We start from the raw sequence: 16,589 nt of genomic DNA, 5'->3' as shown, positions 1-16,589 counted from the left end.
TACAGAATGTCAATGAATTTTTGTTTCAGCAGCTTAAAAGGTATCTTTGAAAACAAATGTAGAATTATAGATATGAACGAAGAAATAAGAGCATTAGAACCAAAAATATTATGGAATAAATTCGCCGATCTAAATGCGGTGCCACGGCCTTCTAAAAAAGAAGAAAGGGTTATTGAATTCATTAAAAAATTTGGTAACGATCTTGACTTAAAGACCGAAGTTGACTCTGTAGGTAACGTAGTGATCTACAAACCAGCTACTATAGGTTTGGAAAACAGAAAAAAGATTGTGCTACAGGCTCACCTGGATATTGTGCACCAGAAAAATAATGATACAGACTTCGATTTTGATACACAGGGAATCGAGATGTATGTAGATGGGGACTGGGTTCGAGCAAAAGGAACTACGTTAGGAGCCGACAATGGTCTGGGCGTGGCTACTATGATGGCGATACTGGAAAGCGATTCTATAGAGCACCCTGCAATCGAAGCTTTGTTTACGATAGATGAAGAAACGGGAATGACCGGTGCGAAAGGTTTAAGTCCTGATCTACTGGAAGGTGATATTTTACTGAATCTTGATACAGAAGAGGATGACGAAATTGGTATAGGTTGTGCCGGTGGTGTGGATATCACAGCAAGCAGAACTTATAAAGTAGAAAGTACTCCAGATTCCTACCGTGCCTTTGCAATCAAGGTAAAAGGACTTATGGGTGGACATTCAGGTATGGATATCATTAAAGGACTGGCCAATGCTAATAAATTAATGAATCGCCTGCTTCTTAATACTATGGAAGAATATAAGCTTAGACTCTCATCGATCAATGGTGGAGGATTAAGAAATGCAATTCCAAGAGAAAGTGAAGCGATCATTGCTTTGCCTGAAACTGAAGAAGAAAGTTTTAAAAAAGAACTGGATAAAAGGATCATTCTAATAAAAGCTGAATTTTCTTCTTTGGAACCTAATATGAAGATCGAAATTCAAAACGTTCCTTCTGAAGTTGAGGTTATGGATATTGATTCTCAGAAACAGCTATTGCTAGCACTTGCAGCGGCACACAACGGAGTTTATAGAATGAGTCCGGAGATCGAAGATCTTGTGGAAGCTTCAAATAATGTTGCGAAAGTTAGTGTTGAAGAAGGGAAGATCGAGATCAAGTGTTTGACAAGAAGCTCTGTTGAATCCAGTCGTGATGATCTGGCTGATTCTCTAAAATCTGTCTTTGAACTGGCAGGTTTTGATGTAAAACTGTCTGGAGAATACCCTGGATGGGCTCCGAATAGTGATTCAGATATTCTAAAAACTCTGGATGAGATCTACGAAAGAATGAATGGTGAAAAAGCAAATATTGCAGCATGTCATGCAGGTCTGGAATGTGGGATCATTGGAAGCCATTATCCTGAAATGGATATGATCTCCTTTGGACCAACGATTCGCGGAGCTCACTCACCAGATGAACGGGCAAGTATTAGCTCTGCTCAGAAATACTGGAAATTTTTATTAGAGGTGTTAAAAAATATTCCGGAGAACTAGGAATGTTTGCTTTAAACAAAAAATCCCCCGTGCATCTGCACGGGGGATTTTTTTATGACTGATCTTTAACTATTCCTGATCTTCTCCTGCAATTCCAACTACAGAGATCTTAAATACAAGATCTGAGTTTGGCGGGATCGCTCTTCCATAGCCTCTTTCACCATAACCTAAATGGCTTGGAATAAAAGCAACAACTTCGTCACCAACCTGCATCTGCTGGATAGCTTCTTTAAATCCAGGGATCATTGGTGCATCTGGTCCATAAACTACATCCATTGGCTGGTAACCCATAGCCTGGTCTCTTCTATGGTCATATATACCAAATTCCTCTGCAAGTTCTTTTTTGTTAGTGTCAAAGATCTTCCCGTCTGCGAAGTAACCTTCATAATTTACCTTTACAGTTTGTCCCTGTTTAGGCTGAGTTCCATCACCTTCAGTAATAAAATATAATTTTAATCCGCTTTCCAGAGAATCTGCTTTTGCTTCCAGGGCAGCAAACTCTTCCACTCTTTTAGATCTTACTTCCTGTAGCTCTTTTTCTTTAGCTTCATTTTCAGCTTCAAGATCTGCAAGTTCCTGTTCAAAAACTTTAGGCGCCTCAAAATTCTTAGCAGCTTTTCCCTTTCTAATGATGTTCACCTCATTCATGGTTATATCTTTCACAGGACGGTCTCTAGGACCAGTTTCGGTCTTTCCAATCGCTTCAACGACATCCATACCTTTTACCACTTTTCCGAAGACCGTATGCTTACCATCAAGCTGCATTACCGGTTCCAGAGTGATAAAAAACTGGCTCCCATTGGTTCCAGGACCTGCATTGGCCATAGATAAAATACCTTTTTCATCATGACTCAAAGAGTCCTTGAATTCATCAGGGAATTTATAGCCCGGGCCACCGCTACCGGTTCCCATAGGATCACCACCCTGGATCATGAATCCATCGATCACACGGTGAAATACGATACCGTCATAATATTTTTTACCTTTAAAAGTACTGTCTACCATGGTGCTGCTCCCTTCAGAAAGCGATACGAAATTAGCAACGGTCATTGGTGTTTCCTCATGGTAAAGCTCAGCGATTATAGGCCCCATAGAGGTGTTAAATTCAACATACATACCGTCTTCAAGTTCAGGGTATTCTTCTTTACATGAAAATAAGCTAATCGCAACAGCGAAAAGCACAAATAAACTTTTTGTCCTCATTATTGTTCTTTGGTTTCTGTGTTTGATTGTTCTTCTTCCTTTATAGAGTGTAAGGTCACTTTAGCGCTAATAGGTTTGTTGCTTCCAATACGTTCCTGATCTCCGTAATAACCAAATGCCTTGTGAGAGGGGAATAGGAATGTTACCGTTTCGCCTTCTTTCATCAATTTAAGACCCTGGCGAAGTCCGGTAAATAATTTTTCACGATCAATAGCATATTCGCGGGTAGGCTTGTCACCTTCAGCATAGATAGCTTCTCCTTCAATGGTTGAGATACTATAATCAAAGGTTACGATATCGCCAAATTCGGGAGTTTCAGTATTAAGACTGTCCAGTGACTTGTTGTTGTAGTAATACCAGAATCCATCTGCTGAGGTTATATATTCCGTACTGGTATTTTCTCCCATTACCTGTTTGATATAATCTTCTTCCTGCGCGATCATTTCCCTGTTCTTTTCTACAGATTGGTCGATATACGAGCCACTGCTTTGGGAAACCGGATAACGTGCTTCTGGGGATTTACAGGAAACTACGGCAATTGCCATTACTATTAGAATTAGAAACTTTTTCATTGGGTTAATTCTTGCTCGTATTCAGGTAGGATCTTATTAAATTTTACGATCGTATCATTCATGGAAAGATCACTTTTTCCTCCGGCCGCATTTATATGTCCGCCACCTTCAAAATGTGCCCGGGCAAACTTGTTCACATCGAAACTTCCTTTAGACCTAAAACTAATTTTTATGATCTTCTCACTCTCATTTTCAATAAATATGACTGCAAATTTAATTCCATCCAGACTTAAACCATAATTTACAAAACCTTCAGTATCACCTTTCTTAAAATTATGTCGATCTAACTCTTCCTGAGTAAGGCTTATGTAAGCGGTATTAAATTCTGAAATCACTTTTAAATTCTGAAGTGCGGTTCCAAGCAACTGCAGTTTATTTCCAGAATTGGTGTCGTAGATGTTATTATGAATCTCAGAATTTTTCGCTCCCTTGTCCATCAGGTCGGCGATCACACGATGCGTATCACTGGAAGTAGAGCTAAATCTGAAACTTCCGGTATCTGTCATGATTCCGGTGTATAAACAGGTGGCAATTTCAGGAGTGATCTGTTTGCCAGCGCGTAACTTTTCTATGAATTTGTGTACCATCTCGCAGGTCGAACTCATCGTGGAATCACTATAAGTATAATGAGCGTAATCCGAAGGTTCCTGGTGGTGATCTATCATCACGAAAACAGCATCGGAAGCTTTAAGGGATTCCACCATTCCGCCGCATCGGGATAGATCATTAAAATCAAGCGTAAAAACAATCTGAGCTTCAGCGATCAATTGATCTGAAATTTCTTTTTGCTGCTCATAGATATAAACTTCCTCACTACCTGGAAGCCACTTCAAAAAATGTGGATAATCGTTAGGAGCAATAACATTCGCTTTATGACCTTTATCTCTTAAAAAATGCATTAATCCTAGCGTAGAGCCTATCGCATCACCATCGGGTCCTTTGTGCGGAACGATCACGATATTATCTGCCTTTGCCAGTTCTGCCGTAATCTCGAGTATTCTTGTGTCTATCATAATCGAGGTTAAATATACAATATAATAACACTATAGAAACAGTGGAAGCCTTAAATTTGAGCTTGCAAATTACGACTATGAAACAAAGATTTCTAATATTTCTATTTGTATTCAGCCTTGTGTCCTGTGGGTCTACCGAAGACATAAAGCTGGAGAAAGAACCAGATTATATCATTGCTTTTGGAAGCTGTAACCGGGAAGATGCACCCCAGCCTTTATGGAATGAAATTCTTAAAAATAAGCCTGATGTTTTCCTGTGGGGAGGCGATAATGTGTATGCAGATACAGAAGTTCCTGAAGTTTTAGTCAATGCTTATGCTCTTCAGAAAAGTAACGAAGGATATCAAAAGTTACTTAGCAGCGTGCCAGTCTATGGGGTTTGGGATGATCACGATTACGGCCAGAATGATGGAGGTAAGGATTATGACATTAAAGAAGAAAGTCAGCAATATTTCCTGGATTTCATGGGTGTTGCGAAGAATGATCCAAGAAGAAACCGGGAAGGTATCTATAGTTCAGAGATTCTGGAGACTCCCAAAGGTTCCATAAAAGTGATCATGCTGGATACGCGTTATTTTCGGGATAATTTGCTTAGGAACAATGATGCGAACAGGCGTTATGAACCTTCGAGCGGTACCATGCTTGGCGAACAGCAGTGGAGCTGGTTACAAAATGAACTTGAAACTTCGAATGCTCAGTTCAATATTATTCTTTCCAGTATCCAGATACTTTCAGACGAACACGGATTTGAAACCTGGGGTAATTTCCCTTCGGAAGCACAAAAACTAAAAGATCTTATTGTTACTTCGGAAGCAAAAAATATCATCCTGTTGAGTGGGGATCGTCATATTTCTGAATTTTCCGAAGAAAGAATCAACGGGCTTAGCTATCCTCTGGTAGACTTTACGAGTAGCGGACTAACCCATACCTATGAAGCTTTTGACGGTGAGCCAAATGAGCATAGAGTAGGAGAGGTAGTGAGCGAAAAGAGTTTTGGCTTATTGAAATTTGACTTTGAGAATTCGAAAGTAATCATGGAAATGCGCGGACTTAATAACCGTAAACAGCAGGATTATATCGTTGAATTCCAGTAAGTCAACATATTGCAAGAAAGGACTTGTTTATGCCCATAAATAATTTATTTTTGCACCAAATTTAAAAACCAGATAATGGCAGATAATAGAACATTCACCATGATTAAGCCAGATGCAGTTGAAAACGGGCATATTGGTGGAATATTAGATCAAATCACCGCTTCAGGATTTAGAATCGTAGCGATGAAACTTACTCACATGACCAAGAGAGATGCTGAAACTTTTTATGCTGTGCATAATGAGCGTCCATTTTTCGGGGAATTGGTTGAATTCATGACTCGCGGACCTATTGTTGCTGCGATCCTTGAGAAAGACAATGCTGTTGAAGATTTCAGAACATTGATTGGTGCTACAAATCCCGAAGATGCTGCTGAAGGAACTATCAGAAAAAAATATGCTACCAGTATTGGTGAGAACGCTGTTCACGGTAGTGATAGCGATGAGAATGCACAAATCGAAGGTGCTTTCCATTTTGCAGGTAGAGAGATGTTCTAGTTAGAGCTTATCAAATAAAAAAACCCGGACTGAAAAGTCCGGGTTTTTTTATTTTCTCAAATTGCTAAATTTCAATGGGTTTTGTAAACCATGACCATTTGAAAATATAGCCATCACCTTCTTTTGCGGAGTGCAGCCTTGGAGAAATGCCAACCGTGATAAGAGCTGTAATTAATGTATTCGCTATACCATCCAGCTCAAAGAAATATCTTAGAATTTCATTGATTGCCATCATAAGTCCGGTAAAAACCAGTAAAAAGGCTAGAAAATATTTCAGTCTCTTATTCATAATTGTAGATTAACGTAAAACCAATTTTCTCACCAATTCCTGGTTCATTTCCTCGTTAAGGTTTCTAATGATCTTTTCCTTCCCGTAACTTAATTCCTCTCTAAGTACAGAAGAACTCAATTGCACGAACAGTGTGTCATGCTTTAGTTTAAGACCAGTTGTGTATTTAGCAATGGCTGGTCCCATTTGATTGTTCCAGACTTCTCTTATCTGTACCTGGTTTAATCCCTTCGTGTCAAGCTTGTTCTCGCCTACAAAACTTTTCAGCAGATCACCGAGGACCATTTCCTCATTTTTTCGTCTCTTCTTCATCTGTGCTAATTAAAGGTTCGTATTTTTTATAATAATATTTTTTATCATCGCGATTTTTAATGACCAGTTCCTCTTCCGTAGCTACGAGAACCGTTTCCTGCCATTCATCGAAAGCTGTACTATAATAAAGGTTCAAAACATCATCTTCTATCTTCGCGGTAATTTTTTCTGAATCATTTGAAGCTTCGATATAACCACCATCGATCTTTGGCTGAAGTTTCTTTCGAAAACCAACACTATCCTTGATCTCTATATAATCAATGTACTGACTTAAACTATATTCTATGACCGAATCATTTTCAACTTCCACTTTCTCGATCGTCCAGTACCCGGTGAGATTTTGCAATTGTTCATTGGGATCTGTGTTCGTACAGGAAGTGAGAACGATAGCGACTAATAAGTATAATGCTTTTTTCAAAGTTTGAAAATTTTATAAGATTGATTACTGCCTTTTACGACCTTCTCGGTTCTATCTGCGTGAGTATCACTAAGAAAGATCTGTCCAAGTTCATTGGTAGCCACTAATGCTACGATATGAGCAACCCTGTTTTCATCAAGTTTGTCAAAGATATCATCCAGCAGGAGAATAGGGTTCACCTGGCTAATTTTTTTTATAAAATCAAACTGTGCCAGTTTTAAAGCGATCAAAAAACTCTTTTGCTGTCCCTGTGAACCGAATTTTTTGATAGGGTGACCCTCGATTTCAAAGCTAAGGTCATCCTTATGAGTTCCCACCGAGGTATATTGTAAAGCCATATCCTTCTGAAGATTTTCTTCCAGCAGTGATGATAATGACTTTTCAGATAACTGACTCTTATAATTAATATCTACGATCTCTTTATTATTAGTAATATCAGCATAACGTTTATTGAAGATCGGTATGAAGTCTTTTAGAAAGCTTTTTCGCTTTTCAAACAACTCCTGTCCCAGATGGCTTATTTGTGCATTGTATACCTCGAGTGTATCGCGATCAAAGGTTGAATTGGCAGCAAAATATTTTAATAAGGAATTTCGCTGTGATATCTGTTTCGTGTAATTCAGTAAAGATTGGAGATAGGATTGATCGCTTTGAGAAATAACACCGTCCATAAACTTTCTCCTTGTTTCTGAACCTTCAATAATAAGATCACGATCTGCCGGGGAAACGATCACGGTAGGAATAAATCCTATATGATCACTCACTTTATCGTAGGTTTTATTATTCCGTTTAATCACCTTTTTCTGACCTTTCTTGGCGCTAACCAGGATCTTTTCAGCTTTTCCATTCTTTTCGAATTCTCCATCCACAACGAAAAATTCAGCTTCATGATTGATATTCTGAGAAGTTATCGGGTTAAAATAGCTTTTTCCGAAGGAGAGATGGTAAATACTATCCAGAACGTTAGTTTTTCCAACGCCGTTATTACCAACCAGGCAATTGATCTTATTGTCAAAAGTAAATTCAGCCGTCTTTAGATTCTTGTAATTGAGAAGGCTAAGATTTTTTAGGTGCATAAATGGCTGTTTTTCAGCTAGAAATATGAAAAATGAGAAGTATTTTGAAAGCTGCAAAAGGACTTCAAATTATTCAAAAAATACAAATATTTTCTCTTTTAATTTTCACAAAATATTATATTTTTGCCACGCATTAAAAATTTTTTATGGCATCTTATAAGAAAAGAGGATACAAGCCTTCCGGTAAATCTGAGAAGGAACAAATCGAAGAACAGGAATCAACAACTGCTGAAGTTTTTAACAGTTTAGATGAAGGGGCAAGTAGAACCGAAACCTGGGTCGCCGATAATCAAAAGTATATCTACATTATTGTGGGAGTTGCTATCGTTGCTGTACTTGGATACCTTGGATATAATCGTTTTATCCATGAACCAAAACAGAACGAAGCTGCTAACGAGATGGCAATGGCACAGAACTACATGGCTTCAGCACTTAGTGCGAATGGAGCACAGAGCGATTCCCTTTACAATCTTGCACTTAATGGTGGAGAAGGTAAATACGGATTCCTTGATATTATAGAGAATTATGGTGGTACAGATGCTGCAAATCTTGCTCAGTATAATGCTGGTTTCGCTTATCTAAGAACTGGAAAGTATCAGGAAGCTATTGAGCAATTGGAAGGTTTTAGTAGTGATGATGAGATTTTCTCTGCACTTGCAACTGGTGGGATTGGTGATGCTTTTCTTCAGTTAGACCAGCCGGAAGAAGCTTTAGGTTATTATGAGAAAGCAGCAGATATGCGTACAAACTCGTTTACAACCCCTAGATTTCTTTTAAAAGCTGCGATCACTGCAATCAATACTGGTGATGCTGAAGCTGCGGAAGAATATTTAATAAAGATCGAAGAGGAGTATGCAGATTCTCCGGAAGCAGATAAAGTGGCTGTCTATCTTGGACAGGCCCGCGCTATGAAAAAATAATATATGGCTACAAAAGGTAACAACCTTTCAGAGTACGATAAAGATACAATCCCAAACGCGAAGGACTTTCGGTTTGGGATTGTTGTTTCTGAATGGAATGAGGAAATAACACAAGGCTTATTTCAAGGAGCATTTGATGCGTGGATCGAAAACGGTGTGCAAAAGGAGAATATTGTTCGCTGGAACGTCCCAGGTAGCTTTGAACTTATTTACGGCTGCAAGAAAATGCAGGAAAGTTTCGAAATGCTCGATGCCATCGTTGCCGTTGGAAATGTGATACAGGGAGAGACCAAGCACTTCGATTTTGTATGTGATGGTGTAACCCAGGGTATTAAAGATCTAAATGTACAGACAGATATCCCGGTCATATTTTGTGTGCTTACAGATAATAATATCGAGCAGTCCCGCGCCAGAAGTGGTGGTGAACATGGAAACAAAGGAACAGAAGCTGCTATAGCCGCAATCAAGATGGCTCAGTTAAGAAAGGACGCTAAATTCTACAAGGGATAAATAGAATTTTCAAAACGGCATTGTCTTTGTGTTCTTATTAATCTAATAAGGCTTCGGAATTCTGAAGCATTTTGAGTAAATTTGGAACACCAAACAATCTACAGTTTTGAAAATCAATTTAGGCAAGATCAGGAAAAATACCAGGTATAATTACACTCCTCGTTATTATAAGGGAAAGGATACCGGGAACGTGTATGATTTTGATTCAAAATTCAATAAATATAGAGAAGCTACTAATGCCATCGATTTTGGTTCTCACTGGGCTGAGGCTCGTGAATCAAGTCGCACGCGAGGTAATAGAAGTATCAACCGTCGTGTGGTATACATCATATTAGTACTGGTCTTTATTTGCCTGTGGATATTAGATTTTGATTTGTCCATTTTCTCGAATCCCCGTTAGATGAATAACATTATTCAACTGTTGCCCGATCATGTTGCAAACCAGATCGCTGCGGGTGAGGTGGTTCAACGACCGGCTTCAGTAATCAAAGAACTTCTCGAAAATAGTATAGACGCTCATTCAGGTCGTATACAGGTGGTTATTAAAGACGCTGGTAAGACTTTGATACAGGTCATCGATGATGGTGCAGGAATGAGTATCACAGATGCACGCATGAGCTTTGAAAGACATGCAACTTCTAAGATAAAAATTGCCGATGATCTTTTTGCTTTGAGAACCAAAGGTTTTCGAGGTGAAGCTTTGGCCTCTATTGCTGCGATCGCGCACGTGGAGTTAAAGACGAAGACCGAGAATGAAGAGGTTGGAACCTGTATCAAGATCGAAGGAAGCAAGATTTCTGCCCAGGATGCCTGTGTAACTCCAAAGGGAACCTGTATTAGTGTCAAAAATCTTTTTTACAATATACCAGCCCGGAGAAATTTTCTAAAGTCTGATAATGTCGAAGCACGGCATATCATTGATGAATTTCAACGTGTGGCGCTGGCGCATCCGGATATTAGTTTTTCACTTACTCATAACGGGAACGAGTTATTTCAATTACCTGCAGCCAATCATCGCCAGCGAATCACCAATATTCTTGGTGGAAAAACTAACGAAAAACTTGTTCCGGTTGAAGAGGATACTGGTATCGTAAAGATTTCCGGATTCGTGGGTAAACCTGAATTCGCAAAAAAGAGCAGGGGAGAACAGTTCTTCTTCGTGAATAATCGTTTTATTAAAAGTCCGTATTTAAATCATGCTGTTGTAGCATCTTTTGAAGGGCTGCTGAAAGATAAAAGCTACCCAAGCTATTTTCTTTATCTGGATGTAGATCCAAAAACGATCGATATCAACATTCATCCAACTAAAACTGAAATCAAGTTTGATGATGAGCATGCCTTATATGCTATATTGAAAAGTGCGATCAAACACGCGCTTGGTCAATTCAATGTAGCGCCTATTCTGGATTTCGATAGGGATTCTGAATTGGATACACCGTATAATTACCAGTCAAAACAGGCGAGTGCGCCGCAGATCGAAGTAGATAGAAATTTTAATCCTTTTCAATCTGAAAACTCTGCACGGTCTTACAATTCTTCAAATTCTGGATACAGGAGAGAGAAACCTGCAGAGTGGGAAAGCCAGTACTCTGGTTTGGAATCTGAGTCAATTTCAGAAGTAGATGTTCGGCAAATAGAATTTGAAAGTGAAGAAGTTACCGGTAATCTCTTTGCCGGAAAAGAGGATGAGATCGAAAAATCTACCTTTCAGCTTCATAAAAAATATATTATTTCCACGCTTAAGAGCGGCATTCTCGTTATTGATCAACACCGTGCTCATACACGCATCTTATACGAGGAATTATTAAAGAATATTACTGTTTCGGCAGCAGTTAGTCAGCAATTATTATTTCCTTTGAAACTTCAGTTTAATCATCAGGAAATGGAGATGCTGCAGGAGATCAAAGAATCTCTGGAACAAACCGGTTTTATCTTTTCATCATTCGATAAGGATGAAGTGGAGATCTCTGGAATTCCAACCCTGATCTCTGAAAGTGAAGTAGAAATTTTACTTGAACAGCTCATTGCCGACTTTGAGAAAGACGTACCTGATAATGGATTTTCCCAAACCGATCTATTATCAAAATCCTTGGCGAATTCCATGGCAGTACGTTCTGGAACTATGTTGAATTCAGCTGAGCAACAACATATTGTTAACCGACTTTTTGCCTGTAAGGAACCGGCTCTAAGTCCTTCAAATAGAACCATTTTCACTACGTTATCTATAGAGGAACTGGATAAAAAATTTGCCTGATGGGAAGAATTACGGATACGGTAAAGACGTTATTGATTATCAATGTGATATTTTTCATTGGGAGTCAGCTATTAGGTGATGTAGCCTACGAGTATTTCGCACTCTGGTTCGTCAAGAATCCGAACTTTCAGGTTTGGCAGGTCATTACCCATATGTTCATGCATGGTGGCTTTACACATATTCTTTTTAATATGTACGCCTTATGGGCCTTTGGTGGACCTATCGAGCAAATGCTGGGACAGAAGAGATTTTTATTTTTTTACTTTACAGCCGGGATAGGAGCCGCTTTGCTACATACGTTAGTGAATTTTTATGGCTACCAGACGGGAGTTCAGGATTTACTGGATGCAGGGATGAACATGACCCAGGTAGATAATTTCTTCTTGACCGGGGAGTATCCAAAAGCTATTCTGGACACTGTTCCTATGGATACTTTGCAAAGCGCCTACGAAGCGTTCACTACGCCAGCTGTAGGAGCTTCCGGAGCAATATATGGGATTCTTGTAGCGTTTGGTATGATGTTTCCTAATGTAGAATTATTCCTGTTATTCGTGCCGGTACCAATTAAAGCTAAATATTTTATACCTGCGATCATTCTATTGGACCTGTTCTCAGGGGTTACTGGTTATTCTTTATTTGGAGGATCTATAGCGCATTTTGCTCACGTTGGAGGGGCGCTGTTCGGATTCCTGATGATGTATTACTGGAAAAAAAATCAGTTTAACGACAATCGCTGGTATTAATGAGCGCAGCAGATAAAATAAGATTTAAGTTACAAACTGCTACGGTAGTGGAGAAGCTTATAGCGGTGAACGTACTGGCGTTCCTTGTATTCTACCTATTCAGAACCATTGCTTATTTATTTAACTTCCCTTCAGATTTTTTACTCGAATGGTTAGTTTTTCCGAAGGAGCCACTGGAATATATTATGAAGCCATGGTCGATCATAACCTATGCATTTCTGCATAGCGGGATCTGGCATATTGCATCCAACATGCTTATTCTATATTTTTCAGGAATCTATTTTCTGAATTACTTTTCACCTAAAAGACTGCTGAATTACTATTTCCTGGGGATCATCATTGGAGCGCTGGTCTATATGCTCAGTTATAACCTTTTTCCAGCATTTCAGGGTACCGGCAAATCCTATTTGATAGGAGCTTCCGCAGGAGTGATGGCTGTACTTATTGGGATTGCCACACACGTCCCGAACATGAGAGTGAGATTAATGCTGATAGGCAGTGTGAAATTCTGGTATATCGCCGCATTTCTGGTAGCACTTGATGTCATACAAATCCCAATGGGTAATGCGGGTGGGCATTTTGCTCATCTTGGCGGTGCAGCGTTAGGGTATATTTATACTAAACAGCTTCAGAAAGGAAATGATATTGGAAAATGGTTCGAGAATATTATGGATAGTGTTGCGGCCTTATTCAAACCAGGCGAACGCAAGCCAAAAATGAAAACAGTACATCGTAACAAGACGCAGGCTGCAAAGACCCGGAAGACAACAACGAACAATACCTCCTCTAGTAAAAATGAGAAACAGCAAAAAGTAGATGACATTCTTGATAAGATCAGCAAAAGCGGATATGAAAGTTTGTCTAAAACTGAAAAGGACTATTTATTTCAGGCCGGTAAAGAAGACTAGATGAAGAATCTAAATCTTTTTGACAAGCTTGTCTTTGTACTTAATTCGCTTGCCGCTACGGCCTTACTATTTTCCTATTTATTACCTCATGTTCCTCCTAAAACCTTTCCGCTACTATCGGTACTAAGTCTGGGAGTTCCTGTACTCATTATTTTAAATTCACTGTTCCTGGTGTACTGGTTGATCCGGCTCAAAAAACAATTATTGCTTTCCCTGATCGTGCTTTTACTAGGCTATAATTATATCTCTGTATTTGTAAACTTCGGAAATGATTTCGATGAAGAACTGGAAGCAGATCTTACGTTAATGAGTTATAACGTTCGAATGTTCAACGCCTACAACTGGACTGAAAGAACCGATATTCCTGAAAAGATCACTGCTTTTGTAAAAGAAAAGGATCCGGATATACTTAGTGTGCAGGAACATTATGTAGGTGCCGCCGAACTATCGAAAATCTATCCTTATAAGTACGTTAAGCTGAAGGGTAAAAATTCAGAATTTGGATCGGCAATCTTTTCTAAATATCCAATTTTAAAGGAGCATTCCGTAGACTTCCCCCATGATGGAAACAACAATGCTATTTATGCTGATGTTGTGATTAATAATGATACACTGCGGATTTTTAATGTACATTTCCAGTCATTGAATATTAAACCAGGTATATCCGACCTTAAGAACGAAGATTCCAAAAAATTACTCGGTAGAATTGGTCATGGTTTCTCTCTGCAACAGGAACAGGCGGAAATGATGATGAGGGAAGTAGACAGATCCCCTTATAAAACCATTATTATGGGTGATTTTAATAATACCAGCTTCTCGTATATCTATGACCTGGTGCGTCAGGATTGTCGTTTTAACGATGCATTTTTAACTGCTGGTACAGGCTTCGGAAAAAGCTTTAAGCTGAATTATTTTCCACTTCGTATAGATTTCTTATTGATTGAAAAGCAGATGGAAATACTCGAGTTTGAAAAATACAACGTTGATTTCTCAGATCATTTCCCGGTATCTACTTCAATTAAATTATAAAATTTGTTCCTGTAAGTAAGCCAGTGATGCTGGCCCTTCATTGAAGATAAGGTCAAGAATACACAGGTTTTTTAGAAAACCTTGTTTCTCTTCAAAAACCTGGTGATATCTCTCGTTTTCAAATCCAGAATCTGATTTTGCATTTACAAGGTTTCTAAGATCAAGCATTCCTTCCGGTCTCAGTTCATACTCTAATGTTTGATCAAATGTCCAGTCTGCCTGTAGTGAATCTGCAACAAACTCCATACAGCGATAATTGAAATCCAGTAGGTATTTGAAGTTATTCTCATAGAGTGGTCTTAATTCATCTTCGTAGAACTCAAAGAATGGAGAGGTCTGGTAAGAAGCTTTAAACGCACGCCAATGCTGTAACTGCCAGGGAAACGCATTTTCGATCTGTATGTCCCGGTATTTTTGCCTCGCTTTTTTAGGAAGCCCTAAAGCAGCACTGTGCTTAATTGGAATATTCAGCGTAAGTTTTCCATTCGCGTCATAGATATACATGCGATTGCGATAGGTTTGTTTCTGGTAATTATCTTCAGATTCAAATACGACTGCTTCGGCTTTAGTGAAAGCAACCCACTGGCTTACAGGTCCAAAATAGGAGGGATGTAGTAAAACCGGATCCATCTTTAAGCTTCTCTACGTTGTTTAAAAAATCGCCACCCAAAGAACACTACCAATGCTATCAGAAAATATGGTAAAAATGAGGTTGGATCTCCGTCACCTTTCACTGTTGTAAAAACACGATCCCAACGAATTTTATCAAATCCGCTGGCATTGGAATCCCAGCTTAACCATATGAAAACAGGTTTACCTACTACATGATTTTCAGGAACATAACCCCATGTTCTACTATCTTCAGAATTATTTCTATTATCTCCCATCATCCAGTAGTAATTCTGGTGAAAAGTGTATTCAGAGATAGGATTTCCATTCAACAACACTTGAGTACCATTGAGGCTTAGTTTATTATTCAAACCATATTCAGAACCTTCGTAAGTTTCGATGATCTCCTTGTAGAAAGGCATGCTTTCAGGAGTGATCTTTACCGTAACACCTTTCTTCGGAATATAAATAGGTCCAAAATTATCATTGTTCCATCGCGCCCTGTCATTCGGAAATAACCTGCTACTCTTAGAAACGGTATCAGCAGATCTCTGAATACTGGCCACATTTGGATGATTCTTCAGTCTTTCAAAAGTTTCTTCAGTAATAGCCACGAATGTAAATTCATTGGTGGTAGGATTATACCCGAAACCATCTGTAATATCATAAACTTTGTATAGCGTTTGAGGATTGAATGGCTGCCCTTTAGTGACACCAGTATAAGTAAACTGAGGTTTTGCTCTTTCTGGCAATTGTAATTGCTCACCGTTAATAAATACGAATCCATTCTTTACAGACAGCGAATCGCCGGGAACTCCCACCGCACGCTTTACATAATTGGATTTTTTATCGATCGGTTTTTCATAATACTTCCCATCTCCATATTGCTGAAAAGCATTTACGGTATCTACAGGCCAGTTAAATACGACAATATCGTTACGTTCAATATTTTCAAAACCAGGAAATCTAAGGTATGGGATTTGTGGATCATTAAGATAGGACTTTGTATTAACTACTGGAATGGTGTCGTGTACCATTGGAAAGGCCACTGCAGTCTTCGGTATTCTTGCACCGTAATGGAATTTGCTTACCAATAGAAAGTCACCTACAAGCAAAGTTTTTTCGAGAGAAGAGGTTGGAATGGTAAAAGGCTGCATAAAGTAAGTATGCACGATAGTCGCGGCAATTACCGCAAATAGGATGGAACTTACCCATTCACCAACTTCAGATCGAGGCTTAAGATCTCTATCAACGATATATGGATCGTTGGTAGCATAATTGACATAGTAAATATAAAACCCTAAGGTTAGAATTACCGCAAAGGTTTCGGCAGTAGAATTTCTACCGAAGCTTCGAATGGTTTCCACCCAGGTAACTGGTATGATGATAAGGTTTACGATGGGAATAAAGAAAAGTATGACCCACCATTTCGGTCGGTTGATGATCTGCATTAGAACTACCGCATTATAAACCGGGATCGCAGCTTCCCATGCTTTTCTACCTGCACGCTGATAAAGTTTCCAGGTCCCTAAAAAATGAACCACCTGTATGATCAGGAAAAAAATGAACCATTCGGTAAATGTCATATTGATTTCTTTTACTGGTTAGGCT

Annotated in this window: 19 protein-coding genes; 10 read left to right on the top strand and 9 right to left on the bottom strand. The window is 39.0% G+C overall.

Translation table 11 applies throughout. The features are described 5' to 3' along the window. The first annotated feature begins 72 nt into the window (after positions 1-72). Positions 73-1,533 (top strand): aminoacyl-histidine dipeptidase, encoded by a 1,461-nt coding sequence (locus tag ACSHZO_RS14425; protein ID WP_298248139.1) that lies wholly within the window; start codon positions 73-75, stop codon positions 1,531-1,533. Between the two features lie 69 nt (positions 1,534-1,602). On the opposite strand, the gene ACSHZO_RS14420 is transcribed toward ACSHZO_RS14425, so the two are convergent. From ACSHZO_RS14420 to ACSHZO_RS14410, 3 genes are read right to left on the bottom strand one after another with little or no spacing between them, the layout of a single operon-like run. After that, positions 1,603-2,736: a peptidylprolyl isomerase gene (locus ACSHZO_RS14420; protein WP_298248140.1), complete on the bottom strand. Its 1,134-nt coding sequence runs from the start codon at positions 2,734-2,736 to the stop codon at positions 1,603-1,605. Continuing rightward, the gene (gene gldI / locus ACSHZO_RS14415) at positions 2,736-3,308 is read right to left on the bottom strand and encodes a gliding motility-associated peptidyl-prolyl isomerase GldI (protein WP_298248141.1); all 573 of its coding nucleotides are present in this window, start codon (positions 3,306-3,308) and stop codon (positions 2,736-2,738) included. The genes ACSHZO_RS14420 and gldI overlap by 1 nt, the downstream gene beginning before the upstream one ends. Then, complete coding sequence (locus ACSHZO_RS14410; RefSeq protein WP_298248142.1) at positions 3,305-4,321, bottom strand: DHH family phosphoesterase; 1,017 nt, start codon at positions 4,319-4,321, stop codon at positions 3,305-3,307. Before ACSHZO_RS14410 ends, gldI begins: the two co-directional genes overlap by 4 nt. A 77-nt stretch (positions 4,322-4,398) precedes the next feature. Here ACSHZO_RS14410 and ACSHZO_RS14405 point away from each other — a divergent pair, with 77 nt between their 5' ends. Beyond that, positions 4,399-5,415, top strand: coding sequence for an alkaline phosphatase D family protein (locus tag ACSHZO_RS14405; protein WP_298248143.1), 1,017 nt, complete (start codon positions 4,399-4,401; stop codon positions 5,413-5,415). Between the two features lie 75 nt (positions 5,416-5,490). After that, entirely contained in the window at positions 5,491-5,910 is a 420-nt protein-coding gene (locus ACSHZO_RS14400; RefSeq protein WP_141878257.1) for a nucleoside-diphosphate kinase, read from the top strand. 64 nt (positions 5,911-5,974) lie between these two features. On the opposite strand, the gene ACSHZO_RS14395 is transcribed toward ACSHZO_RS14400, so the two are convergent. The 4 genes from ACSHZO_RS14395 to recF are packed head-to-tail and all read right to left on the bottom strand — an operon-like array spanning position 5,975 to position 8,005. Then, on the bottom strand, positions 5,975-6,199 hold the full coding sequence (locus tag ACSHZO_RS14395; RefSeq protein ID WP_298248144.1) for a hypothetical protein: 225 nt from the start codon (positions 6,197-6,199) through the stop codon (positions 5,975-5,977). 9 nt (positions 6,200-6,208) lie between these two features. After that, the gene (locus tag ACSHZO_RS14390) at positions 6,209-6,511 is read right to left on the bottom strand and encodes a DUF721 domain-containing protein (RefSeq protein ID WP_295180969.1); all 303 of its coding nucleotides are present in this window, start codon (positions 6,509-6,511) and stop codon (positions 6,209-6,211) included. Further along, positions 6,489-6,929 (bottom strand): lipocalin family protein, encoded by a 441-nt coding sequence (locus tag ACSHZO_RS14385; RefSeq protein ID WP_298248145.1) that lies wholly within the window; start codon positions 6,927-6,929, stop codon positions 6,489-6,491. Before ACSHZO_RS14385 ends, ACSHZO_RS14390 begins: the two co-directional genes overlap by 23 nt. Beyond that, positions 6,926-8,005, bottom strand: a complete 1,080-nt coding sequence (gene recF / locus ACSHZO_RS14380; RefSeq protein ID WP_298248146.1) for a DNA replication/repair protein RecF — start codon at positions 8,003-8,005, stop codon at positions 6,926-6,928. Before recF ends, ACSHZO_RS14385 begins: the two co-directional genes overlap by 4 nt. Positions 8,006-8,151: 146 nt before the next feature. Here recF and ACSHZO_RS14375 point away from each other — a divergent pair, with 146 nt between their 5' ends. The 7 genes from ACSHZO_RS14375 to ACSHZO_RS14345 all read left to right on the top strand — a co-directional run bounded on the left by ACSHZO_RS14375 (position 8,152) and on the right by ACSHZO_RS14345 (position 14,369). Continuing rightward, on the top strand, positions 8,152-8,925 hold the full coding sequence (locus tag ACSHZO_RS14375) for a tetratricopeptide repeat protein (RefSeq protein WP_298248147.1): 774 nt from the start codon (positions 8,152-8,154) through the stop codon (positions 8,923-8,925). A gap of 3 nt (positions 8,926-8,928) precedes the next feature. Continuing rightward, positions 8,929-9,435: a 6,7-dimethyl-8-ribityllumazine synthase gene (gene ribH / locus ACSHZO_RS14370; RefSeq protein WP_295181610.1), complete on the top strand. Its 507-nt coding sequence runs from the start codon at positions 8,929-8,931 to the stop codon at positions 9,433-9,435. Between the two features lie 106 nt (positions 9,436-9,541). Next, positions 9,542-9,835, top strand: a complete 294-nt coding sequence (locus ACSHZO_RS14365) for a hypothetical protein (RefSeq protein ID WP_298248148.1) — start codon at positions 9,542-9,544, stop codon at positions 9,833-9,835. Then, a complete protein-coding gene (mutL, locus tag ACSHZO_RS14360; RefSeq protein WP_298248149.1) occupies positions 9,836-11,689 on the top strand; it encodes a DNA mismatch repair endonuclease MutL in 1,854 nt (617 codons plus the stop codon). It abuts the gene before it with no gap. Beyond that, positions 11,689-12,432, top strand: a complete 744-nt coding sequence (locus ACSHZO_RS14355; RefSeq protein WP_298248150.1) for a rhomboid family intramembrane serine protease — start codon at positions 11,689-11,691, stop codon at positions 12,430-12,432. Before mutL ends, ACSHZO_RS14355 begins: the two co-directional genes overlap by 1 nt. Beyond that, entirely contained in the window at positions 12,432-13,340 is a 909-nt protein-coding gene (locus ACSHZO_RS14350; RefSeq protein ID WP_298248151.1) for a rhomboid family intramembrane serine protease, read from the top strand. The genes ACSHZO_RS14355 and ACSHZO_RS14350 overlap by 1 nt, the downstream gene beginning before the upstream one ends. Continuing rightward, on the top strand, positions 13,341-14,369 hold the full coding sequence (locus ACSHZO_RS14345; RefSeq protein WP_298248152.1) for an endonuclease/exonuclease/phosphatase family protein: 1,029 nt from the start codon (positions 13,341-13,343) through the stop codon (positions 14,367-14,369). Here ACSHZO_RS14345 and ACSHZO_RS14340 read toward each other — a convergent pair. Continuing rightward, positions 14,364-14,999 (bottom strand): WbqC family protein, encoded by a 636-nt coding sequence (locus ACSHZO_RS14340; protein WP_298248153.1) that lies wholly within the window; start codon positions 14,997-14,999, stop codon positions 14,364-14,366. The genes ACSHZO_RS14345 and ACSHZO_RS14340 overlap by 6 nt on opposite strands. 2 nt (positions 15,000-15,001) lie before the next feature. After that, on the bottom strand, positions 15,002-16,564 hold the full coding sequence (lepB, locus tag ACSHZO_RS14335) for a signal peptidase I (RefSeq protein ID WP_298248154.1): 1,563 nt from the start codon (positions 16,562-16,564) through the stop codon (positions 15,002-15,004). Positions 16,565-16,589 lie beyond the last annotated feature (25 nt).

The organism is Christiangramia sp. 3-2217-3z, assembly GCF_051195275.1.
GTDB classification, from domain to species: Bacteria; Bacteroidota; Bacteroidia; order Flavobacteriales; family Flavobacteriaceae; genus Christiangramia; species Christiangramia marina.
This window is presented reverse-complemented; position numbering and strand designations above follow the sequence as displayed.